This is a genomic window from Salinisphaera aquimarina (assembly GCF_042643355.1).
Lineage (GTDB): Bacteria > Pseudomonadota > Gammaproteobacteria > Nevskiales > Salinisphaeraceae > Salinisphaera > Salinisphaera aquimarina.
In genome coordinates, this window is the sequence record NZ_JBHRSS010000001.1 from 683,655 (window position 1) to 703,811 (window position 20,157).

Below are 20,157 nucleotides of genomic sequence, written 5' to 3' on the forward strand. Positions count from 1 at the left end.
TGCGATCGCACAGCTGGCCGATGAGCTTCGAGAGGCGGTCATTGTCGCCTTGACCTTGATGTACTCGGCCAGATTCGCGACGTGGGTTGCCTCCGGCGGCAGCGGCAGCGGCCGCCGGTCTACCGGGCGTGTTGATCGATCGGGTTGAGTTCCAGAGGGGTGGTCAAGGTCATCCGCTTGATAACGTGATTGTGTGGGGGCTACGCCGCAAGGACATAATCGATGTCTTGATGGGCAAAGGAGGCAAATGATCGTTTCTGGAACGAGCTCGGCATCGGCAAGCGAGCTCTTGCAATTGGATCAAAAGCGACGATTCTGACGGACAACGCGGCATGGAGCGTGGTTTGCGACGCTATGTTGGCCGCTCGTGTAACAGTAGGGCCGGACTTGATCAAGCGTCTTCAGGGATAGATCAGCGGTGATCTTTAGTCGCCGGGTTGCCTCGATTTTTTTGTAGTATGTGGAGTTATTGGCTTCTACAAAGCTAAATACTATTAATGAAAGAAGAAGTTGATAGCGCGCACGAACAATGGAAAAAATCCCGCTCTGGTGCTTGGGCTGGACGCGGTTTCCATTACCAGCATCTCATTTCAACTTTGCTCCTCATTCGTCAGTGGGCCGGACTTGCCCCGTCTGGTTCCCTCGTGCCCGAGGGGTTGGACGACTGCGTCTTGGAGCTTGCAGATCGTGACATCTGGCTGCAGATAAAATCGCGTAAGGCCGCTGTGTTCAACGACACAGAAGTGCAAACGTTTCTGACCGCTACCCGTGCCAAGGTCGCGGCGATCAAGGGTGTGAAGAAAAATCACGCCGCCATTGTTCTTGAGCATCCGCGGACCGGTCGCATCGAGGGTAGTATCGACGAGATTTTTGGCGCTGAGAACCTATCGGTGTTTTCGTGCCCCGAGCCGGGCGAAGAAAGTGTCAAGCTGCTAACGTCAAAGCTCGACACAGCAGAAGTCATTGCCGGCGGCATTGTCAGCGATCTTTACAGGCTGGTCGCCGAGGCATCGCAGGAGAACGCGTCCTTAACCTTTGAAGAACGACGGCGGATATCTACCACTGAAATTGAACGCCGTATCTTTGAACGTTTGGAGGCCGAGGACCCTTCCGAGATAGACCGTGCCATGGCATCCGGCGCCCTGGAGCCGGTTGATTTCAGGAGCGCTATCAGCGAGCCGGCGTTCTATCAAGGCGTAAAGGTTCTTCCCGGGCATGTCGCAGCCGGGCTTGCGTTTGATCGCCCAGATGACTCGGATACCGTTATCCGCGCGCTTAGGCGACGACGGCATGTTCTCATATCGGGTCCATCAGGCGCCGGAAAATCCGCACTAATGTGGCTGTCCGCCGAGCTGCTTGCCGGCGAGTTCAGGTGGTATCAGGTTACGGCACGGGCTGTCGCCGCGGACGCCGATGCCATCATTCGCTTTGTACGTGCCCGCCACCCCAACGATGACGCCCCGATTGGTTTGGCGTTCGATGATGTTGGTTCTGTCAATAACGACCTCTGGAACGTTCTCGTCCGCGAACTGAGAGGTATGCCTGCAGTCTATTTTCTTGGCTCGGTGCGCCAGGAAGATATCTCTCTTATCGCCAACCAGCCAGATACGGAGTTCATACGTGTCCGCCTTGATGAAGAGCTGGCCGAAACTGTGTGGCGGAAGCTTCATGCTGAGAGGCAGACGAGGTGGGAGCACTGGCGGGAGCCGTTCGAGCAGTCCGAAAGCCTCATGCTGGAATATGTACATCTGCTGACGCAGGGCCGGCGGCTTCAGACCGTAATCGATGAGCAGGTGCAGCAACGACAACAGGAAAAGCGGACCGACGAGCTGGCAATCATACGAAGCTCAGCGGTGATTTGCGCGCGGGGCGGGGAGATACGGGCAAGCAAGCTATTTGAATTGCTCCATATGAAACCTGACGATGCCAGTCGAGCGTTGTCTAGGCTTCTTGACGAACATCTAGTGAGAGAAATCCGTTCCGGTGTGCTGGGCGGCCTGCATATCCTCCGCTCTCAGGCCCTCGCCAAGGCGTCGCATGATGAGGCGGTATTCCTGAGTAATGACTCTCTGTGGCAAAGCCTGCCGGCGGTGACTGGTGAAACCGTGCCATTTACCGTTCAATCAATTCTTGCGGAGGCACAAAAGGAAGATGAGACTGCGGCGTTGCGCAAGCTCGCGGAAATACTTGGCGCTAGCACAGACGTCGATACATGGACGGGCATACTGACCGGGCTGGGGCTAGCTACCCTCGAACGTCGTGTCAGTTCGTTTATGGATGTGCTTACGCAGCACGGGGTGCAGCGCGCTCAATGGTCACTTGCTTCGATGTTCGGCGATCCGGGCACCGACATTCCCGAGCTCTCAGACTTCGAGCAGTGGCAAAGTATCCGGGACGCTGTGCTTTCTTTCCGTGCTTTGCCGAAGGACGATCTGCGTCCCGCATGCCTAGAGTGCCTTCCCGATGGAAGCGTTGTCCCTTGCTGCCAGAATCTGCAGCAAGCCAACAAATTCCTCTCGTGCCTTGCGCCCATATGCGGGGGAGACCCCGTCCCACTAACAATGGTACCGGACTTTGTTGGCGACTTAGAGCAGGATATTGGCCAGGTTGCGTCCTTGCTCTCCACGGCCTATCTGATTGGCCCCAGTGTGGCCGAACACCTAGTGCAGGCGTTTGGCGGCGAGCAGGTTCTGTTCGAGTGGTACCGGTCTCAAACGCCATGGATTAACATGCCGGCGATTGAGCCCAACGGATCACACGGGCGCACGGTCCGAGCAGACTGGTACTACGTAGCTGAAGCTGAAGCTGAACAGCCTGACCCGCATGAAATCGTCTGCGGCATTTGCGAGACATTGATCGCCATTTCACCAGGCTCAGATGCCGCGGCATCCGACGCCATGAATCCGCAAGGCCGGCCGATTGCCATCGGTGATTTCAGACCATGGTCCAAAAATATGCCGCGGTCGAATCTTCCCGCAAAAGTGCGTGTGGCCTGGAATGTGACGTTCCGGCAAATACTGCTAGCCAGATCAGCGTCTGACACTCTCACCGACTATACCCGGCAAATGGCTGGGCTGGTAAAGCGAACCGAGAAGGTCTTTCGATCCTTCAGCGAGAAATGGATCAAGGGCAAGAGCATCGCAAACGCGGAGGCGCTGGCCGAGGAAGTCAATGAGATTATAGAGGCGGTCAATGCGCTTGCTTACGCTACCCCCGAAAAACCTACGTCCGAAATGACTGTCCCGGCGGCAGGTGCAGGGGAGGACGAGACACTTGGGGCGCTTCTTACCAGCGTACTCGGCAATCTCATGAGCAGGATGAACAAGGTTCCTGGGGAAGGAGTCAAAGCCGCAGCTACCTTTGCTGGCAGCCTCACCGCACAGGCGCAGAACCATGGGCAGTCAACCATATGGCGGACAAGTCCAGATCCGCCTCTTCGTGAGCTCGGCGCTCTGCAAGAGCGTCTCGGCGATGTTGCCAGCATTCTGCATGAAATGGCGCAGAATAGTGGCCAATCATCAATTCAGGGAATCGTGCGGACTGCGCGGAAAGGCAGCCTTGGTAAGGCAATCCGTACGACCGCTCGGCGCTGTCGATCGCTTGCCGATCAGCGGTTTCGCCAAAGGCTTCAAGATCTAAAAAATGCTCTTAAGAACGAAGGGTGGAATGCCCTGTGCCGGTCGCGGCCAATTGGCGAGGTGGACAGTGTGTACTGGCCTGCCCGAGAGGTAGCGGTGCTCGTCGAGATAACCGATTTTGAAACGGACGCTGGATCTATCGAAGCTTCTCTCGCCGCCGCACAGAATCACCTCGGAACTGACTGGCCTTTCAGAGTTGTACCCGTGATCAATAACTATGTCGTGCCGGCTTTGGCCCTTATTCCTTCATCCCACGTGACGTTGCCGGATCATGACTTCGCGAAGAACTGGCAAGGCCTTATCGACCGTCCGTTCCTCTCGCCAGAGATTGTCGATCGGTTTGACGCCGCGTTAACAGCCTGTACTCAACTATCCGGGATACTGGCCTGCCGCGACCCGGAGAACCTACACCCGAATGAGCAAGAAGTGTTTTCAAAGGCCGTTGAATCGTTCGAGCGCAATCGTGACGATGTCGCTGAGGCGGCTGAAACGACGAGTGCTGATCACCTGGCCTGGGCATGCAGCTATCTGAATGAATCTTGGGACCAGGTTGTCGATGAGTTTGAAGCCGCAAAGGCCGGGCAGATCGTTTCTCAGCCGCTCTGCATGAGTGCCCATCTCGCACTTGCTGGACAGTCGACTGAGCACACGACGGACCTCGCCGCATTGCGCATCCTTATGTTGCAGGCAGAGTGCATGAGCACGGCCGAGCATACTGACATTTCGTCGACACGGCCGGTGTGACCGATGGAATACTCGCCGTCTCCAGAAGAAATCGTTGCCGCCAGTATGGAAGCGGCCGTGCCGGAACGCCGTGATGAGATACGGGCTTTGTGGAGGCAGTATCACCCGAAGGTCATCGTAGCTAAGGATGCGAAGCGCGTTACGCTGAATGCAACCAAAGACCGGATCAAGTTCGATACGAAGACCATGGAAGTATTCTGGCTTATTGGCTTCAGTGGTTGGCGGGCCATCGAGTGCTATTCGCCCCATGTCATCGGATCAGCCGCATCAGGCCAAACGGTCAAACGGATCATTAAGGGTGATGAGGGGCTTGCCGAGATTGAGCGTGCATACAAGGAGCGCCGCGCGGCTGCGCAGGGACTAATCGACGCAGCGGGTCCGGCAACCGCACCATGGCCGCCCGACTTGCCACGTCCGAACTCTAGTCGCGACGCTGCATGTGATCCTCAATACAAGGCTGCATTCGATCTCACTTGGCTCGCCGTAGCGTTCACGCTGTTCCATGAATTCCGCCACGTGATACTCGATCGAGACAAACAGCGTCCGCAAGATCTAAGAGAAGAGGAACTAGCATGCGATGTCTGGGCGCGCGAGTTTATGACTGCCAAACTCGCAGCCTATGCTGAAGATCACGGCCATGACCATCACGAGGTATTGCGCAAACGCTCGATGGGTTTCGCTCTTGCAGTCCTGATACTCCATGAGATCACCCCAGTCTGGGATCATGGCGGTAATAATGCCTATTTTTCGGTACAGACCCGCATGCAGACAATCCTCGAGAATACGCCGCTTCCCGATAACGACCATTTCTGGGTGTTTGCCGCGTCATTGTTAATTGGGATATTTCGGCAAAGGGGGCAGCCAATTTCGGCGCCGGCGACGGATCCTCAATCGCTGGCGCGCCATCTTTTGGCAGAGCTGTAGGCGACCGGGGAATTCCCGCCTAATGGTGCGTCCGCTGCGGTTGGTCGAGATCCGCAAAGAGTACCTCCCTAGCAATCATCTGCAGCGAAATCTGCCGCGGCGAAACCTTCATCGTCTCGGGACTTTGCGGTTCAGCGCGCAGGGCTTCTAGGTATCACCCGTCAAAAGCGCTGTTCGAAATTCCGTCTGTATTCGATCGATAACGCTTTTCCGGGATTGGCGATCCAACGCGTAGTTGTTCCGTCTGAACTCGATCCCTTCGGGCACTGCCTTCACGTAGCCGAACATCATATTGGCGACCATGATCAGCGTGGAGTTTAACGCGCGGGCATATTTCCTCGTGATCGAGCTTTTGGCGTGACCAATCAGGGCAGCGATCGTGATTTCAATGAAGCGACGGTCGCTCGCGATGCTACGCCGTAATACGTCAGGGCTACGTCCCCAAGCGGCGTTCCCTTGCACATCTTCTTCCAACTCTGTGGGGGAAGTTCCCGACGGCGTTGTCAAAACCCTTGCTGAAGAGGACATATGTGCCTATTCGCCGCTTTCGCTCGTCTTTGAGATATTCGACAACAGGCAATCTGACAGCACGAACAGAGGAACCCTCCTTACTATCGACCAGCCGTAGGTAGCTCCCATCAAGATCGACCTCGCTCCATTTAAGGATTATGATTTTTTCGCGACTGCAGCCAGTCGGCGCGATCAGCTTAAGAATATTAGCGTGTATGCGTTAGTGGGCGCTCTCCTGCGCCTCGCGAAGAATCCCGCCTAGAATTCGGTATTCGGCCGACCATAGTCGGCCTGGTCTCGAAGGTGAGTCTGTTCGCGGCACAGGCCAGCATCGTGGCCGACACACGCTATTTGGACACGCAACCAAGGTAGCTATTTTTTAGTGGGTCGCCGAGTCGGATCGCACGACCGCGGCGCCGGTGCCGTACGCTGCTTGCGCAGTGACCTGTAAACGTCCGCTTTGGGTCGCAATCGGCCAAAAGCAGACGCTCACGGAGCTTCCGAACTCACTAATGCGCTGTTATCGCAAACACATCGACATGACACGCCTTCGGGATTCGAACCGTTTTTCAGTTCAGCCTAGTTCGTGAACGCTCAGTGCTGGTTTGCTCGCGTTAAACTGCATCGCCAAAAGCAAATCTGCTGGTCACTCATGCCGACACTTGTGGTCTATACCTGCGCTGCGCTTGCTGAGATCGCCGGCTGCTTCGCGTTCTGGTCTTGGCTCCGATCGGGGAATAGTGCGCTATGGCTTTTTCCGGGCATGGTTTCACTGGCGGCGTTCGCTTGGTTATTAACGCTCAGCCCCACTGATCAAGCAGGACGCGCTTACGCTGCCTATGGAGGCCTATATATAGTCGCTTCAATCCTTTGGATGTGGGCTATAGAAGGGCACGCGCCCGACGTCTGGGATGCCCTGGGCGGAGCGGTTTGTCTTGCCGGCGCAGCGATCATTCTGTGGGCCCCGCATGCGACGTGAAGTTTGTGCTTGAATCGCATACATCAGGGGCAAACTAGGTGAACCGATCATTGGAGGTCTGTATTGGGTGGTGCCCCAATCAAAGACATCGGGTCACGCGAAAATACCCCAAGACTTGATGGCGAATCCAGCGCTGCGAGGCTCGCCTCGCGCCGAACTGAAAGAGGTAGACGAACAACGGCTCGATCGATCAACCGATCGCTAACGGCGACAGTCACCCAGCACAGCAGGACAGCTGCTCGACATCTTTGGTAAAAGTCTGGGCACAGAGCTTGAGCGCTTCCACGTGAACCAGATAAGGAAACAACAGATCGCCCAAGGCTTCAACGGTCATGCCGTGGTGGACGGCCAATACAGCGGCCTGAATCATCTCGCCGGCTTCGGGAGCCAAGATTTGAGCTCCGAGTAGACGATGGCTGGCCGCCTCGGCAACCAGCTTGACGAATCCGCGGGTCTCGAAGTTGGCAAGCGCACGTGGTACATGTTCCAACCCCAAAGAACGGGTCTCGATCTCGAGGCCGCGCGCTTGAGCTTGGCGTTCATCCAGCCCACCGTCGCGATCTGCGGATCGGTGAAGATCACTGCCGGCATGACGGACAGATCCAGCCGCGCCCGACCGCCGGTCATGTTGACGGCCGCGCGGGTGCCGCCGGCGGCGGCCACATAGACGAACTGGGGCAGCGTCGTACAATCGCCAGTGGCATAGATATGCTCGGCGCTGGTACATAGCGAGGCATCAACCCTGATCGCACCGCGTTCATCGGTCACCACCCCGATCTTGTCTAGTGCCAAATCGCGGGTGTTCGGGGAGCGGCCCGTTGCCACCAGCAGCCGGTCGCCCTGGATCGGGCCGTCGTCGGTGTCGAGCGTGAATTGCCCTGCCGCAAAATGTACGGAACGCGCCTGGCTGTGCTGGCGTACGTCGATTCCTTCGGCGCGGAAGGCCGCGGCAAGGCCCTCGCCGAGCGCGGGGTCTTCGCTGGATAGCAGCGTACTGCGGGCCAGGACTGTGACCTTCGAACCCAAACGGCGGAACGCTTGAGCCTGTTCAACGGCAACGACAGAGGCGCCGATGACGATGATGTGCTCGGGCGTGTCCGGACTGAAAACCGCCTCATCGGACGTCCAATACGGCGTGTCGGCCAGGCCCGGTATCGGTGGGATCGTTGGGGAAGCCCCGGTAGCGATCAGAATGCGATCGGTCACCAAACGATCTTCGGACCCGTCATGTGCCGTGACAATTAGCGTATGCGCATCTTCGAAGTGGGCCCGCCCGCGGCGCAGCGTAATCGATGGATTATCGTCGAGTATTTTCTGGTACTTGGCCGCGCGTAGTTCTTCGACTCGGGACTGCTGCTGGCGCTGCAGGCGTGGCCTATTAATCGTTGGCTTGCAATCTGCCAACCCATCAAACGGGTTGTGGCGTTGGTGCTGGGCCAGTTCGGCGGCGCGAATCTGGATCTTGGACGGCACGCAGCCCACATTGACGCAGGTGCCGCCAATGATGTCGCCCGACTCGATCATGCTCACCCGCGCCCCTGCCTCAACGGCGCGGATGGCAGCCGCAAACGCGCCGCTGCCACTGCCAATGATCGCGATATGGCGGTTTTCGTCTTCTCCCGCGACCCGTGAAGACTGGGCAAGCGAAGATTCGTCGTCCCAGTTGCGGGCATCGTAGCCTTGGGCCTGTACCGCTTCGATCAGCGTGGTTTCATCTGTGCCGTCATCCAACTGGACTTCGGCACGGCGCTCGGCATAGGACACCACAGCGCTTGCGCTAGGAAGTGCATTGAGCGCGTCCTCGACCCTTTGGGCGCAGTGCGCGCAGGTCATGCCGTGAATAGCGAGTATGCGTTTCATTTGGGTTCCGGATCGGTCGGGTTTAGCAGGCCATTTTCTTACGCCGATAAACGGCGTAGATCGTCAGCCCCAGGAAAAAGGCCAGCGCGGGCAGCAGCACATAGTCCAAATAGCCCACCAGCGCAGAAAGACCGACGACGCCGAACAGGATCACCAGCACCGGCGTGAAACAGCACAGCGCCGCGATGACGGTGCCTGCAATGCCCACACTGAACAGCTTTTTATTGCGGCCCATGTGGTGTTACTCCGTTGGCTCGGACGGATAGCCAGCGCGGGTCGTGGCCGCGGTTAAGTCCGAGACCGAAGCAATCTTCGGATCGAAGGCGACCGTGGCGGTCTTGGACTCGTAGTCCACGCGCACCGTGTCGACGCCGTCGACCTGCTGGAGCGCCTTGCGCACCACAAAGGGACAGGTCGCGCAGGTCATATGACCCACCGCAAGCGTTACGGTCCTTTCAGCCGCCGCAAAAGCGCCTTGTATCCAGACCGTGCCCACCAGCAGCATGGTGGCCACTAGAATCATGCGTTGTTTTCGAACCATGACGATCGTTCCTTAGAGAAAAGCCGGCGCGTACCAGGGAAAGGTGAGCAGTGCCGTGACGAGTAATGCGAGCAGCCAGAAGATGAGGCGCTGACGGCGCTTGACCGCGGGTCGTGCGCACGCTGTATCGGAATCGCAACTCGGCTCGCGGCGATACAGCCGCCAACCGGCAAAAATCAGCAGCGCCAGCGTAATGACGACGAATATCGGCCGATACGGTTCCAGTGCAGTGAGCGAACTCATCCAAGCGCCGCCGACACCAATCGATATCAACAACACCGGCGCTACACAGCACAGGGAAGCCCCGACCGCGGCGAGTACGGCGCCGATCTGGGCCCAGGTGGTGCGACCGGTCGCGGTCGTGGGGTCGTTCATGAAAAGGCTCCGTGCCGGTTCGATAATCGGACGAAGCGCAGCTTAAACGCGGTACTCAGGTACCGTGTCAAGGGCTGGCTGAGTTATTTCAGTCGCGGTGGGACAGCGTCTTGATCAGCGGGCAATGGTCGGGAGCATGCGCGTTCCGGCAGCGATCGATCAGCCCATCCAGCGTGTCTTGCATTGCGGCCAGATCGGCGATGCGGGCTGCCACCAGCGCGCGCTGATTTTCGGCGACACGGCGTACATCATCGCAATGGCCGTCGCCCAACTTTAGCAACTCGCCGATTTCGTCAAGGCTGAAACCCAGGCCCTGCGCGCGCTTGATGAAACGAATGCGGTCAACGGTCGCGCGCGGATAGCGACGGTAGCCAGTGGAAGGTTTGTGCGGCTGATCGATCAATCCGCGTCGCTGGTAATAGCGCACAGTTTGCAGATTTACGCCGGCGGCCGCCGCGAGTTTTCCGATCGTTAGTCCAGTCTCAGCCAGGTCGTTTCAGGTTCAATTTGCCACGCGTAAATACGGTAGCAACAAGACATACTCGATGCGCCGTCACCAGCGCCTATCCAGTCGCGGGCGGTGCAAGTTCAAACCGGGCCGAGTCGGTGCTGGTAAATCTTGGTGGAGGCTCATGCTTGCCTGTAGTGGGTGACCGATACGGTTTGGACCATTGGCGACTGTATCCACTGAATGAGCAAATCCGGTCGAGCGTCGCCGCCGAGCATCTGTTTCACTGGGCATCAAACCACATCGAATTAAGGGTGCCTGATACGACTGCCCGTCAAGTCATTTTCGAAAGGCTTGGCATGGGTGCCGATCGCTGACTGGGATGGTCCACTTTAGGTCGATAGCCGGCCTCGCGCGATTAGCTATTCCGAGTTCCCTAACCGACGTGCCCCGGTAGAGAGTGCTTGAAAAACGTCTTGAGACGCTTTTATCGGCCGCCGAGAAACGCCGCCGAGTGCCACTCTGCCGGATGTAGGTTAGCGCCTGCGCCGTACCGGCGGCGCCTCTGTGCAAAAGAACGGCTCCACCCAAGTCGCCGAGCGACAATACAAACTAGAAAAGAATCGATCTGATGAAAACGTGATTGTCTTTTCCGCCGTTCATCGACTTTGTTTGGGTCAAAACACGAAACGGGAAAATCGTACGTTAAGCAGCGACGCGCGCCCGCAGCCTATCGGTAACGTTATTCATTGGCCGCTAAAGCTTCGATGATGCGGCAATTCTGGATTCGACCACCGCGGCAGGCATGAATCATATCCTCCAACGACATTTCCAACGCCTGCAAGGCCGTAAGCTTCTTACGCACGGCTTCGAGATGCTCTTTAGCGAGTCGAGCGACGTCTTCACAGGAGGCATCACTCTGATCGGCTTGCGTCAGCAGCATGCGTACATTGTCTTGGCTGAAGCCCAGTTCCCGGCAGTGCTTGATGAACATGAGCCGTTCGACATGTGAAGGGCGGTAGTGGCGCTGGCCGCCCTCGCTACGGCCTGCTTCCGGTAGCAGGCCTACGTCGCCATAGTAACGAATCGTGGCTACACCTACGCCCGTGTGTCGGGCGAGATCGCCAATCCGTAGATCGGATTGCCTCATAACCTTCTCGCGCTTGAAGCTCTAGTAGCTCGAGGACTTAGTGTGTGGCTGTTGCAGCACGCTCGCAACTAAAGCGTAGGAATATCCTGTGTGCAACCGAGCTTCGATCAACCGCATGTCGGCGCGCAACGTCTCAGCACTCCCAATCATGCTCGTGGTCTATGGTCTGGCGTTGCTCGCTGGCGGCGTTTTGCCGCTCGCTTTCGCGCCGTTAGGTTGGTATTGGCTGGCCGTGCTGTCGCCGGCGGTTCTATTCCTGTTGGCCGTGCGTCTACCAAAACGTGCTGCGCTGTGGGCAAGCTACTTCTTCGGGTTGGGTTACTTCGGTGTAGGCGTTTCATGGGTGTTTATCAGCATCAATCGCTATGGCAGCGGACCCGTAGCAGCCCTGCTCGTCACGGTAGGCTTTGTAGCCCTCTTGGCCTTGTTCCCGTGGTCAGTGGTATTTCTCGTGCGCACCTTATCCGCCCGGATGAATGGCGTTGCTCTATGGTTTGGTTTGCCAGCGGCATGGGTACTGAGCGAATGGGTCCGGCTCTGGTTCCTGACCGGTTTTCCTTGGCTTTTTTTAGGTTACAGCCAGATCGGCACGCCGCTTGCCGCGATCGCACCCGTATTTGGCGTGCTGGGCGTGAGCTTTGTGGTGACCGTTATGGCGGGGGGCCTTGCGTGGATGATTCTTCGTTTGAGCTTGCGGCGCCTGGGAATCACAAGCGGCGCACTGGTGGCGCTATTGCTTGGCATTTCATTGCTTGATCGTGAATGGACCGAGCCGGTAGTAGCCAAGCCACTGTCCATTGCGCTTGTGCAGGGGAATGTGGAACAAGACAGGAAATGGGAGTCAGGAGCGCTGGCGTTCACTTTGAGGCGCTATAGGGCACTGACACAGCCATACGCTGGAACGGACCTTATAGTCTGGCCGGAAACCGCCGTGCCGGCGTGGTTCGATCAAACCTCTGAATATCTAGACCGACTTCAAGTACGCCTCGGCGAGCGCGGATCGACCCTTATGCTGGGTATCCCCATGCGTACACGCCAGGGCGAAGCATACAATTCTGCAGTGAGCCTGGCTCGCCCAAGTCAGTTCTATTACAAACGGCATCTGGTGCCCTTCGGTGAATACGTCCCACTGCGTCGATTTGTGGGCCCATGGTTGAATATTCTGGGCGCACCGCTTGAAGACTTCAGGGCAGGCCAGCAGCCACAACTACTATATGCCTCCGGCATGCCCATCGGCGCATTGATTTGCTTTGATGTGGTGTTCGGCGCTGAAGTCACTGACCTGCTCCCAACCGCGCAGTTGTTGGTCAATCTGAGTAACGACGCGTGGTTCGGAGACTCCCTAGGGCCGCATCAACACCTGCAAATTACCCAAATGCGCGCCGTTGAAACTGGGCGCCCGCTTGTCCGATCCACCAATACCGGGCTCACGGCGGTAATCGATCACAACGGTCAACTGCTGGCGCGCGCGCCTCAGTTCGAGCCGACTGTTTTGCAGGCAGAGGTCACCCCGCGTACGGGGACCACGCCCTACGTCCGCTGGCAGGACAAACCGGTGCTGGCTGTCGTCGGGATCGCACTGGTCGTGCTCGTTGGGGTAGGAAAAAGAGACAAACGAAATTCAGTCTCGCTGAGTGCTTGACCCTTTAGTCGCTAGAGGTTTTATCGTCGTCTTATATCCAACAGAGTTTGGCGCATGATTGCGCTGGTGGAGGGAACACGGGATGGCCGATTGCGGCTGTGAATTCGAGGCCAAAGACCAGGCCCAACAAAAGGCGCTCTACTGGCTGTTGGCGATCAACGGCGTCATGTTTCTAGCTGAGTTCGGGATTGGTTTGCTAGGCGGCTCGACCGCCTTGATCGCCGACTCGCTCGACAACTTCGCTGATGCGGCCGTTTATTCTGCGGGGCTGTATGCGGTGGGGCGCGCCGCCCATCACAAGGCGCGCGCCGCTTCCATCGGCGGCGTCGTGCAAATACTGCTCGCGCTGTTCGCCGTGGGTGAGGTGGTTCGGCGAACCCTGATGGGCAGCAATCCCGAGCCCAGCTACATGATGCTGATGGGCGCGGCGGCACTCGTGGCAAACACAACCTGTTTGCTTATCATCGCCCGCCACCGACAAGGCGATGTGCACATGCGCGCGAGCTGGATATTTTCGGCCAACGATGTAATCGCCAATATCGGCGTCATTGTCGGTGGCGCGCTGGTCTACTACTTCGACACGCGGTACCCCGATCTCATTATCGGTTTGGTCGTTGGTTTTATCGTGTTACGCGGCGGTATCCGCATCCTGAAGGACGCGCGCCAAACGCGAGACGAGCTTCAGGAATCACCGTCCTCGGAAAGCACTTGAACATGGCGATATCTTCGCGCGGTGCAAACAGTAAGCATAGCTTGTGTCTGCGGGGGTGACGATAGGGGAGGACACGCTGAAAAGTTCTAGCCCGGCCGACAGGCTGCGTTGGTTGGGATTATCCGTCGTGATGCTGCTTCTGGATCAAGCAACCAAGTACGCGGCCAGCACCTATCTCGCCTATGGTGAGCGCAGAGCCGTCACAGAGTTTTTTAGCTGGACCCATCTACACAATACAGGTGCCGCATTCAGCTTTCTGGCCGATGCGGGTGGTTGGCAGCGGGCATTCCTGATCGGTGTCGCCGTTGTCATGTCGGCCATGCTGCTGGGCTGGCTGTGGCGCGGGGTGGCTTCGAAAGGTCAAGGAATAGCACTCAGTGCGATTCTAGGCGGTGCACTGGGCAACTTGACGGATCGCCTGCTACGCGGCCATGTGGTCGACTTTCTCGATTTCCACTACGCACAGTACCACTGGCCGGCATTCAACTTGGCCGATGTCTGGATTACCACGGGAGCCGCATTACTGATCTGGGCGCATAGAAAATACGGCAACTGAGCGTATCGGCCGCATTACTGAGCCAGCTCGGGCTGCCTGCATCCCCACTACGGCTCAGACCCTTTTGAAGCTTTTAGGCAGCTTAAGGTAGCGATGGGTTCACGGTGCTCGGAATCGACGTAGAAAGCGTCGAGGGTGGAAGGCAAAGCCCCGAGTCATTACAGGCTTGTACCACGGCCTGGACGGTGGGTATGTCGTTGTCGGCAACTTTATCCAGAGCTGCTATCAACTTAACTTTGCCCGAATACACCCGGATCGGGTCTTCAAGGCCGACGTCGAGTTCATCGCCCGGTGGGTATGCAAGCTCGGTCGATAACAGCACGCCGTTAGCAAATACCTTTATATCGGTCGGTATAAGAAAGTCGAAAGAGGCGGGATTGGCGTTGATATGCCACTCCGATGCGATGTCCAGTTCTATTTGGATCGTATCGCCGTCGCGCGTTGCATCGAGATTCACGTGGGCCGCGCTAAAACGCGGTGGGACGGACTTCGAGGCTGTTGATGACTCTGATGCGGTATAGAGGTCAACAACGTCCCGCTTATCATCCCGGTTATTAACTGTTGACTGGTCGGTCGTCGATTGCACTTCGGACTCCGTACTAGGCACGGTCCATTGCCAGAAAAGAAAAAGGCCGCTGACCGTGATCGCGATGGTCGCTGGCAATAGCCAAGAGAGGACAAAACTCTTATGGGTCGACACGCGTCTGCTCTCCACTGGTTTCGATGGCCGCTTTCAATGTGCTGACCGTAAATAAATCGGGCAGGCGCCGGTGAACCGCCCCGTTCGGCTTCAAGACCACGGCGAAGGGCAGGCCGGCGCCACCGAAGGATCGTAGGTAGGCGTCAAGCGCAGCGTCCGGCCGCGTGAGATCGGCGCGTAGAACGCGCATCTGGGCTGCATCGACGGCTTGCGCAATCGCGGCGTCGGCGTAAACGGTTTGTTCCAGAACTTTGCAGTTAATACACCAATCCGCCGTGAACTCGACAAGCACCGGCGCGCCGGCAGTGCGGGCCTCGGCAAGCGCGCGCTCCGTTAGCGGCTGCCAAGGCAACGCGTGCTGTGCGCCGGCCCCACGATCAAAGCCGAGCGTGACGGCGCCGGCCACGCCAGCGACCAAGACGAGCGCCGGTACCAAACGCGCGCCGGATCCGGGGCCGACCACCAATACGCGGATCAACCAGAAAGCCAGGGTCCCGAGCCAGGCGGTCCACAGCAGGGTGCCGACGCGTTCCGCGAGCACGGTCGTTGCAAAGAATGTCGCACCGGCCAGGAGAATCAAGCCCATGACCTGCTGCACGCGTGACAGCCATGCGCCGCTGCGTGGTATGCGTGTCAGTAGTCCGGGTTGGGCCAGCAGAACGAGGTAGGGCAGGGCCAACCCGACGCCCACCGCCATGAACAGCGCGAAGATCGTGCTCGGCGCCTGCGTGAGCGCAAATGCCATGACGCCGCCCAGGAAAGGCCCGGTGCAGGGCGCGGACAAGACCGCGGCCAGAAAACCGGCCAAGTAGGGTTCGGCATAGCCGTTGCCCTGGACGCGATAGACCCATTGGGGCGGTTGCACGCCGCGCCCCGCGAGACTGTAAACGCCAAGGCCGGCGAGCAGAAAGGCCAGTGCTGTACGAAACCAGAAAGCCTGGAACAGGGTGCCCCAGGTCCAGTTCAGCATGGCGGTCGCCAAAGCGAGCGCGCCGAAGAACGTGAGCGTGCCGGCCAGCAGCGCGATCGCTGCCAAAAAGCGCTGTCGCGTACCGCTGCCCACCACACGCGCGATCGTGCGCAACTTGATGGGCAACGCGGGTAGCACACACGGCGTGAGATTGAGCAGCACGCCGGCGAACAGCGCCAGCAGGAGATTCGTCCAGATCGTCATCGCCTGGCGTTTTGGCGGCGGCGATCCCGCGCCCTGGAATGGTCGTGCTCGCGGTTTCGCTCATGCGCGCCCCGCGATCGGATGACGTGCGCCGCGCCGAACAGGATCAGCGCGGCGCCCCCCGCCAGAATCCAGATATAGACCGGCAGGTGCAGCGCCTGACTACCGAGCAGTACGCTCAGTACGGTCAGCGGCAAAATACCCACGCCGGTGGTCCAGACGAACGTCCATCGCGGCACGCCGGCGAGTCCCGCGGCGTAATTGACCAGATTGAAGGACATGATCGGTATCAGGCGCGCGGTCAGCAGTGTCGTAATACTGCTATCACTCACGAATGCATCCAACCGCGCCTGATAACGCAGCGGAACCAAGCGTGACCGTGCGGCCGGGCCCAGGGCCCTTGCGATTTCGTAACTCAGTATTGCGCCGATCATTGCACCCGCCCAGGTGAGCAGTACACCCAGCCCGGAGCCGAAGACGACGCCATTGGCGATTGCGATGACCTCGGCCGGAAACGGCACGAAAGAGTGAGCCGTCATCAGGCCGATGGAAGCCGCAGGCGCCCAGGGACCAGCGCGCTCAAGGAGCGCGTGCAAACCATCGCTACTAAAATCGACAGCAAACAGGGTGTATTCGACCAAGCACCAGAGGATAACGATATCGATCCAAAGCAATGCCGCGGTTAGCACCACAGCCGCTATCAGCCACCCGCTGCGCGCGGTGCGTAGCAATGTGCGGAAGACCATAGCTAACAACACGAGGCCGAGTGCGGCCAACGCCAGGCAGACGAACAGCAAATCTGCGTTCATCGCCATCGGACTTCTCGCTGATCTTTTCGTTTCGGTAGGAAATTAAGCTTGAACATGGGTACCACGGGCGGTCATGAGCCCCCAGAGCCAGTTGATTTTGTAGGTTTCGATCTGCACGGCGGCGTAGCCGCTTTCTTTGAGCATTCGAGCGCACTCATGCGTTCGATAGGTCCGTGCGTGCGCATGCGCGCGCAGCCGTTGATAGCGCTCGAACAGCCGGCACATCAGATAATCGCCACACCAGTCCGTGAGCATGAGCTGGCCGCCTCCGGTCATAGCGACCCGCAATCCGGGCGTATCCCTCGGCCACGTTTTTGTTCGGAGCTTCGGTTTGCATATCGGAGCACAACCCTGCGAATAAATGGCCGGCGTTATATATCGTTGGGGCTATGCCAAACACGGATGGCGCGGGGCATGTTTTGTCTAAGAACCCGGACACAGCAACATGTCTGTGCCCGGGGCAGCACACTCTCAGCCGTTATTTGTTCGGCTGCTTGGTCATGCGAAGATAGGGCTTGAGCTCGTTCCAGCCGGCCGGGAACAGCTTCTCGGCTTCTTCATTGGACAACGCCGGCGACACGATCACGTCGTCGCCGTCCTGCCAGTTGGCCGGGGTGGTGACCTTGTAGTTGTCCGTCAGCTGCAGTGAATCGATCACCCGCAGGATCTCGTCGAAATTGCGCCCGGCACTCTTCGGATAGGTGAGCGTCATCCGGATCTTCTTGTTGGAATCGATGATGAACACGCTGCGCACCGTCGATGTGTCGCCGGCGTTTGGGTGGATCATGTCGTAGAGTTCCGCGACCGTGCGGTCGGAATCGCCGATGATCGGGAAATTCACGGACTGGCCTTGGGTTTCCTCGATATCGGCCGACCAGCGTTTGTGATCATCGACCGAATCCACCGAGACCACGATGGCTTTTACGGCGCGTTGGGCGAACTTCTCCTTGAGTCCGCCGACCGCGCCCAACTCCGTAGTGCAGACCGGTGTGAAATCGGCCGGATGCGACATCAACATGCCCCAGCCGTCGCCGAGCCATTCGTGGAAATCGATGCGGCCTTCGGTGGTGTCGGCCGTGAAATTCGGTGCGGTATCGCCTAGACGTAGGCTCATTTCTATACTCCTGTTCGATGAAGAAAAGGCCGACGGCCTCAATTCCGGTGGCCGCCGGCGCGCTCGTATCTAGCCCTGGTCGGTTGAACCGTCAGTGCCGTCCATATTCTCCATCTTGCTCTGCATCATCTTGTTGCAGGTTTCCATCATGTCGTTCATCTGACCCATCATTTTCATCATGGGCATGTTGCCATCGCCCATCATGCCCATGCCGTGGCCCTTGCCCTCCTGGCCTTGCATCATGTGGCCCATGTTGCCCTCGGATGCCGGCTTCGCGTCCTCGCCTTGCGTTGCGGCGAATACGGCGGGCACGCCCGCGATCAGGGCAGCGGCGATGATCGTTTTTACTGTTGTACGCATGTTTCTAGTCCTCTTTGGGTTGGTCGGAAGGTGCGCTCGATGACGCGATCTGATTTGAATAACGGGTTCGAGTATCTGGTTCCTGCCGGGACGTTGCACCATCGGTAGCGGTCGGCCGCATACTCCACATCATCCAGCCCATCATGATCATGCAGGGCAGGGTGAACAGCAGCGGGACGGCTCCGATGGTCACGACCCAGTCCCAGTTGAATACAAGCCCGACCGCCGCGGCGGCAACGCCGCCGACTAATAAGCTGCGGGGTTCGAGCCAGCGCCGGGCTGGAGGCACGGAGTCGGGTGACGTCGATTTTCCGGAATCACAGCTTTTCATCGTTTGTTACCTCGGTAATTGCCTGAATAAAGGCTCAATACGTCGTGTAAACGTCGCCATTCAGCGTTTTGATGACGAACGGTTCGCTCTTTTTGCCGGGCATGCCCGGCGAGCCGCTCGGCATGCCGGGTAAAGCGATACCTCGGATATCGGGTTCCTCGCGCAGCAGCTTGGCAACGACCGGCTCAGGTACATGCCCGACGACGACGTAGTCGCCGATGAGAGTGGTGTGACAAGACGACAACGCCGGTTCGACGCCGTGCTTTTCGTTGAGAGCCGCCATATCGTCCGTGTCGAGCACGTCCACCTCATACCCCTTGGCGTTGAGGTAGTCGGCGTACTGCTCACAGCACATGCAGCCCGGGTTGTGGTAAAGGCGAGCCTGTACCGGTGCCGCGATGGCCGCGCCGGTCGAGATAAACAGAACGAGCATGAGCGTCAGGCGCGCCACGGTCGCATTACGTAGTTGGGTCATCGGAAGAACTCCACGTGATCTAGGGAGTTCCGGAAAGCCGTTAGGCGTGCACATGCGACGTAATGGTTGATGTCGCATGACAGACCAGCACTGACCGCAGAGGCGCGGTCTGTGTAAGCTCAGCCGGAGTTTGTGACGCGCTCAGGCGTCAGTCAGATCAAGCGTGGATAGCTCGCGGGGGAAAAGGGTCGGGCCCTTCGAGTTGGCGGCCCAAATGCGTTTCGATGTGAAACGTGGGCACCGCAGGTGGCAGGGGCGTAACCCCGGCAGTGTTATGCGCAACATCAGCCATTATGCCGCAGATGGCCACTGCGCAAGTCGAAGTCGCCGCGGTTGAGTGCTGCGGCTTCGTGGTGTCGGCCTGACATAACGAGCAATCGCTTGACGCGTTCTCGGCCGGCATGGTCCACGCCATGACCGCTGGACTGGCCAGCACGCTGGTGAATACCAGCACCAAGATCAGCGCGTGGAGCACTTTAGACTTCATGTTTTCAATATAGGCCACAAATATGCCGTAAACAATACCCGGAGTGTGGTACGGGGCCGTTATTTTTTAGACGATCGGGGAATAACGCGGCATCTATTTCGGAACGGCCCGACCTTAATTCGTAGAGGGCCTTTTATTTAGTCGTTTTCGATGTGTGTACAGTCAAAACGTCGAAGCGAGAGGTGTCGGTGGTTCCGCAGCCGCGGGAGCGAATGGCTCGGGGTCTCAGACGGTGCGCTTTATGATCGTTGGGGTTTGGTGGTGTATTGATTCAAGCGCAGCCAGTTCGCCGTTGATTTCGTCGGCACCACGACGTAGAGAGATCTCAATATCGTGTTTGCCTTCTCGGCGCGCCTGACGTTCGCTCCGCTCTGATCGTATTCGTCGAAGAAAACCAGCTTGCCGCATTCGTTATCTAGGCCGATTTCGATTCGCACCGTGTCCCCGGGTATATCAGCGGGGCCGTGGCGTGCCGCGGTGTAGATCCGGTTTGCCATTGACACCCTCGCTCTAACAGATCGGTGCCTGGAATACCTGCACGGATCCGTGTGCCGCTGGGGCCGACACTCGCCCCGAGCCCACGCAGGCCTGCATTCAATCGTATGCCAAGAGCAATCGTTCACTGAAC

At 58.2% G+C, this 20,157-nt stretch carries 21 protein-coding genes and 1 pseudogene; 6 read left to right on the top strand and 16 right to left on the bottom strand.

Features of this window, described 5'->3' with window-relative positions; translation table 11 throughout:
• Positions 1–497 precede the first annotated feature (497 nt).
• Both ACFOSU_RS03225 and ACFOSU_RS03230 read left to right on the top strand, forming a co-directional pair.
• Positions 498–4,382, top strand: coding sequence for a hypothetical protein (locus ACFOSU_RS03225; RefSeq protein WP_380686364.1), 3,885 nt, complete (start codon positions 498–500; stop codon positions 4,380–4,382).
• Between the two features lie 3 nt (positions 4,383–4,385).
• Positions 4,386–5,306: a peptidase U49, Lit peptidase gene (locus tag ACFOSU_RS03230; protein ID WP_380686366.1), complete on the top strand. Its 921-nt coding sequence runs from the start codon at positions 4,386–4,388 to the stop codon at positions 5,304–5,306.
• Positions 5,307–5,453: 147 nt separating this feature from the next.
• Here ACFOSU_RS03230 and ACFOSU_RS03235 read toward each other — a convergent pair whose 3' ends face one another.
• The gene (locus tag ACFOSU_RS03235; RefSeq protein ID WP_380686368.1) at positions 5,454–5,834 is read right to left on the bottom strand and encodes a hypothetical protein; all 381 of its coding nucleotides are present in this window, start codon (positions 5,832–5,834) and stop codon (positions 5,454–5,456) included.
• A gap of 634 nt (positions 5,835–6,468) precedes the next feature.
• Here ACFOSU_RS03235 and ACFOSU_RS03240 point away from each other — a divergent pair.
• Positions 6,469–6,795 carry a YnfA family protein gene (locus ACFOSU_RS03240; protein ID WP_209064985.1) on the top strand — a complete coding sequence of 109 codons (327 nt, stop codon included), beginning with the start codon at positions 6,469–6,471 and terminating at the stop codon, positions 6,793–6,795.
• Between the two features lie 214 nt (positions 6,796–7,009).
• Here ACFOSU_RS03240 and merA read toward each other — a convergent pair.
• From merA to ACFOSU_RS03270, 6 genes and pseudogenes are all read right to left on the bottom strand, one after another.
• Positions 7,010–8,655 (bottom strand): annotated as a pseudogene (gene merA, locus ACFOSU_RS03245) (mercury(II) reductase).
• Positions 8,656–8,677: 22 nt separating this feature from the next.
• Positions 8,678–8,890, bottom strand: a complete 213-nt coding sequence (gene merF, locus ACFOSU_RS03250; protein WP_209064980.1) for a mercury resistance system transport protein MerF — start codon at positions 8,888–8,890, stop codon at positions 8,678–8,680.
• A gap of 6 nt (positions 8,891–8,896) precedes the next feature.
• A complete protein-coding gene (locus ACFOSU_RS03255) occupies positions 8,897–9,196 on the bottom strand; it encodes a cation transporter (protein WP_348767511.1) in 300 nt (99 codons plus the stop codon).
• A 12-nt stretch (positions 9,197–9,208) separates the two neighbouring features.
• The gene (locus ACFOSU_RS03260; protein WP_209064978.1) at positions 9,209–9,571 is read right to left on the bottom strand and encodes a mercuric transporter MerT family protein; all 363 of its coding nucleotides are present in this window, start codon (positions 9,569–9,571) and stop codon (positions 9,209–9,211) included.
• An 88-nt stretch (positions 9,572–9,659) separates the two neighbouring features.
• Positions 9,660–10,061, bottom strand: a complete 402-nt coding sequence (merR, locus tag ACFOSU_RS03265; protein WP_380686463.1) for an Hg(II)-responsive transcriptional regulator — start codon at positions 10,059–10,061, stop codon at positions 9,660–9,662.
• Between the two features lie 700 nt (positions 10,062–10,761).
• Entirely contained in the window at positions 10,762–11,169 is a 408-nt protein-coding gene (locus ACFOSU_RS03270) for a MerR family transcriptional regulator (RefSeq protein WP_209064974.1), read from the bottom strand.
• A gap of 115 nt (positions 11,170–11,284) precedes the next feature.
• On the opposite strand from ACFOSU_RS03270, the gene lnt reads away from it, so the two are divergent.
• From lnt to lspA, 3 genes are all read left to right on the top strand, one after another.
• Complete coding sequence (gene lnt, locus ACFOSU_RS03275) at positions 11,285–12,811, top strand: apolipoprotein N-acyltransferase (RefSeq protein ID WP_293623296.1); 1,527 nt, start codon at positions 11,285–11,287, stop codon at positions 12,809–12,811.
• Between the two features lie 82 nt (positions 12,812–12,893).
• Positions 12,894–13,523, top strand: a complete 630-nt coding sequence (locus ACFOSU_RS03280; RefSeq protein ID WP_209064972.1) for a cation diffusion facilitator family transporter — start codon at positions 12,894–12,896, stop codon at positions 13,521–13,523.
• A 103-nt stretch (positions 13,524–13,626) separates the two neighbouring features.
• Positions 13,627–14,079: a signal peptidase II gene (gene lspA, locus ACFOSU_RS03285; protein WP_353163403.1), complete on the top strand. Its 453-nt coding sequence runs from the start codon at positions 13,627–13,629 to the stop codon at positions 14,077–14,079.
• 82 nt (positions 14,080–14,161) lie between these two features.
• Here lspA and ACFOSU_RS03290 read toward each other — a convergent pair whose 3' ends face one another.
• From ACFOSU_RS03290 to ACFOSU_RS03330, 9 genes are all read right to left on the bottom strand, one after another.
• A complete protein-coding gene (locus tag ACFOSU_RS03290; protein WP_380686372.1) occupies positions 14,162–14,779 on the bottom strand; it encodes a protein-disulfide reductase DsbD domain-containing protein in 618 nt (205 codons plus the stop codon).
• Positions 14,766–15,953 carry a protein-disulfide reductase DsbD family protein gene (locus ACFOSU_RS03295; RefSeq protein WP_353163507.1) on the bottom strand — a complete coding sequence of 396 codons (1,188 nt, stop codon included), beginning with the start codon at positions 15,951–15,953 and terminating at the stop codon, positions 14,766–14,768. Before ACFOSU_RS03295 ends, ACFOSU_RS03290 begins: the two co-directional genes overlap by 14 nt.
• Complete coding sequence (locus ACFOSU_RS03300; protein ID WP_380686376.1) at positions 15,950–16,768, bottom strand: TVP38/TMEM64 family protein; 819 nt, start codon at positions 16,766–16,768, stop codon at positions 15,950–15,952. The genes ACFOSU_RS03295 and ACFOSU_RS03300 overlap by 4 nt, the downstream gene beginning before the upstream one ends.
• Positions 16,769–16,804: 36 nt before the next feature.
• The gene (locus tag ACFOSU_RS03305) at positions 16,805–17,038 is read right to left on the bottom strand and encodes a hypothetical protein (RefSeq protein ID WP_380686378.1); all 234 of its coding nucleotides are present in this window, start codon (positions 17,036–17,038) and stop codon (positions 16,805–16,807) included.
• 202 nt (positions 17,039–17,240) lie between these two features.
• The gene (locus tag ACFOSU_RS03310) at positions 17,241–17,876 is read right to left on the bottom strand and encodes a peroxiredoxin (RefSeq protein ID WP_293623890.1); all 636 of its coding nucleotides are present in this window, start codon (positions 17,874–17,876) and stop codon (positions 17,241–17,243) included.
• A gap of 69 nt (positions 17,877–17,945) precedes the next feature.
• Entirely contained in the window at positions 17,946–18,236 is a 291-nt protein-coding gene (locus tag ACFOSU_RS03315; RefSeq protein WP_293623891.1) for a hypothetical protein, read from the bottom strand.
• Positions 18,237–18,240: 4 nt separating this feature from the next.
• A complete protein-coding gene (locus ACFOSU_RS03320) occupies positions 18,241–18,567 on the bottom strand; it encodes a hypothetical protein (RefSeq protein WP_380686381.1) in 327 nt (108 codons plus the stop codon).
• 34 nt (positions 18,568–18,601) lie between these two features.
• The gene (locus tag ACFOSU_RS03325; RefSeq protein WP_293623893.1) at positions 18,602–19,042 is read right to left on the bottom strand and encodes a DUF411 domain-containing protein; all 441 of its coding nucleotides are present in this window, start codon (positions 19,040–19,042) and stop codon (positions 18,602–18,604) included.
• Between the two features lie 726 nt (positions 19,043–19,768).
• On the bottom strand, positions 19,769–20,026 hold the full coding sequence (locus tag ACFOSU_RS03330; protein ID WP_293623894.1) for a hypothetical protein: 258 nt from the start codon (positions 20,024–20,026) through the stop codon (positions 19,769–19,771).
• Positions 20,027–20,157 lie beyond the last annotated feature (131 nt).

Excerpts from the sequence above, each read along its gene's own strand:
- ACFOSU_RS03230 (WP_380686366.1), top strand. The coding sequence starts at position 4,386 with ATGGAATACTCGCCGTCTCCAGAAGAAATCGTTGCCGCCAGTATGGAA.
- ACFOSU_RS03240 (WP_209064985.1), top strand. The coding sequence starts at position 6,469 with ATGCCGACACTTGTGGTCTATACCTGCGCTGCGCTTGCTGAGATCGCC.
- ACFOSU_RS03305 (WP_380686378.1), bottom strand. The coding sequence starts at position 17,038 with ATGACCGGAGGCGGCCAGCTCATGCTCACGGACTGGTGTGGCGATTAT.
- ACFOSU_RS03315 (WP_293623891.1), bottom strand. The coding sequence starts at position 18,236 with ATGCGTACAACAGTAAAAACGATCATCGCCGCTGCCCTGATCGCGGGC.
- ACFOSU_RS03330 (WP_293623894.1), bottom strand. The coding sequence starts at position 20,026 with ATGGCAAACCGGATCTACACCGCGGCACGCCACGGCCCCGCTGATATA.
- ACFOSU_RS03260 (WP_209064978.1), bottom strand. The coding sequence starts at position 9,571 with ATGAACGACCCCACGACCGCGACCGGTCGCACCACCTGGGCCCAGATC.
- ACFOSU_RS03300 (WP_380686376.1), bottom strand. The coding sequence starts at position 16,768 with ATGGCGATGAACGCAGATTTGCTGTTCGTCTGCCTGGCGTTGGCCGCA.
- lnt (WP_293623296.1), top strand. The coding sequence starts at position 11,285 with ATGTCGGCGCGCAACGTCTCAGCACTCCCAATCATGCTCGTGGTCTAT.
- ACFOSU_RS03280 (WP_209064972.1), top strand. The coding sequence starts at position 12,894 with ATGGCCGATTGCGGCTGTGAATTCGAGGCCAAAGACCAGGCCCAACAA.
- ACFOSU_RS03295 (WP_353163507.1), bottom strand. The coding sequence starts at position 15,953 with ATGACGATCTGGACGAATCTCCTGCTGGCGCTGTTCGCCGGCGTGCTG.
- ACFOSU_RS03310 (WP_293623890.1), bottom strand. The coding sequence starts at position 17,876 with ATGAGCCTACGTCTAGGCGATACCGCACCGAATTTCACGGCCGACACC.
- merF (WP_209064980.1), bottom strand. The coding sequence starts at position 8,890 with ATGGGCCGCAATAAAAAGCTGTTCAGTGTGGGCATTGCAGGCACCGTC.
- ACFOSU_RS03235 (WP_380686368.1), bottom strand. The coding sequence starts at position 5,834 with ATGTCCTCTTCAGCAAGGGTTTTGACAACGCCGTCGGGAACTTCCCCC.
- ACFOSU_RS03320 (WP_380686381.1), bottom strand. The coding sequence starts at position 18,567 with ATGAAAAGCTGTGATTCCGGAAAATCGACGTCACCCGACTCCGTGCCT.
- ACFOSU_RS03255 (WP_348767511.1), bottom strand. The coding sequence starts at position 9,196 with ATGGTTCGAAAACAACGCATGATTCTAGTGGCCACCATGCTGCTGGTG.
- ACFOSU_RS03270 (WP_209064974.1), bottom strand. The coding sequence starts at position 11,169 with ATGAGGCAATCCGATCTACGGATTGGCGATCTCGCCCGACACACGGGC.
- ACFOSU_RS03225 (WP_380686364.1), top strand. The coding sequence starts at position 498 with ATGAAAGAAGAAGTTGATAGCGCGCACGAACAATGGAAAAAATCCCGC.
- ACFOSU_RS03325 (WP_293623893.1), bottom strand. The coding sequence starts at position 19,042 with ATGACCCAACTACGTAATGCGACCGTGGCGCGCCTGACGCTCATGCTC.